Genomic DNA, 829 nt, shown 5'->3' on the forward strand with positions numbered 1-829 from the left:
TGACCGAGAACAAGTCGGCGCTATCCCTGGCCTTCAGGCCGGGGATAGCCGATCCGTGCTGGCCTGGCCGCCGCGTGGCCGGGATTGTCGGTGGGGCTGGATACGGTGGTCGGTGTGCTGGCCCGCTTCCGCTACCGGATCGAACCCACCGAGGTTCAACGGTCGATGCTGGCGCGCACGTTCGGGTGTGCCCGTGTGGTGTTCAACGATGCGATCCGGTGTCGCGACGACGCGTACCGGGCGGGGGAGTCGCTGTCGCCGGCCGAGGTGCAGCGGCGGGTGATCACCCAGGCCAAGGCCCGCGACGAGCGAGTGTGGCTGTCCGAGGTCGCCAGTGTGGCGTTGGTGCAGTCGGTGCGGGACGCGCACCGGGCGTTCTCGAACTTCTTCGACTCGGTCAAGGGCCGAAGGCGGGGTCGGAAGGTCGGGCGTCCGCGTTTCAAGTCCCGCAAAGACAACCGGCAGTCGTTCCGGCTCACCCGCAACGGGTTCAGCCTGCGTCCGGACGGGCGGCTGTATCTGGCGAAGGTGGGGGAGGTGCGGGTCCGCTGGTCCCGCGACCTGCCGAGCGAACACAGCTCTGTCACGGTCATCCGGGAACCCGACGGCCACTACTACGCCTCGTTCGTGGTCGAGGTCGAACCCACCCCGCTCCCGCCGGTCGAGCGGGAAGCCGGGATCGACCTGGGGATCGCCAGGTTGGCGACGGTCGCCGACACCACCGGTGGGCGGGTGGAGGTGGCCAACCCGAGACACCTGGCCGGCAGACTGCGCAAGCTCGCCCGCTTGGAGCGGGAGAAGGCACGTCGCGCCAAGGGCGGCGCGAATC

1 protein-coding gene is annotated in these 829 nt (G+C 69.6%); it reads left to right on the top strand.

Annotated elements, in window-relative coordinates:
- Window positions 1-90 precede the first annotated feature (90 nt).
- Window positions 91-829 (top strand): RNA-guided endonuclease InsQ/TnpB family protein (locus F0L68_RS40845; RefSeq protein WP_223199602.1); only part of this gene is annotated, 739 nt, incomplete at its 3' end.

Source organism: Solihabitans fulvus, from assembly GCF_008386585.1.
GTDB classification, from domain to species: domain Bacteria; phylum Actinomycetota; class Actinomycetes; order Mycobacteriales; family Pseudonocardiaceae; genus Solihabitans; species Solihabitans fulvus.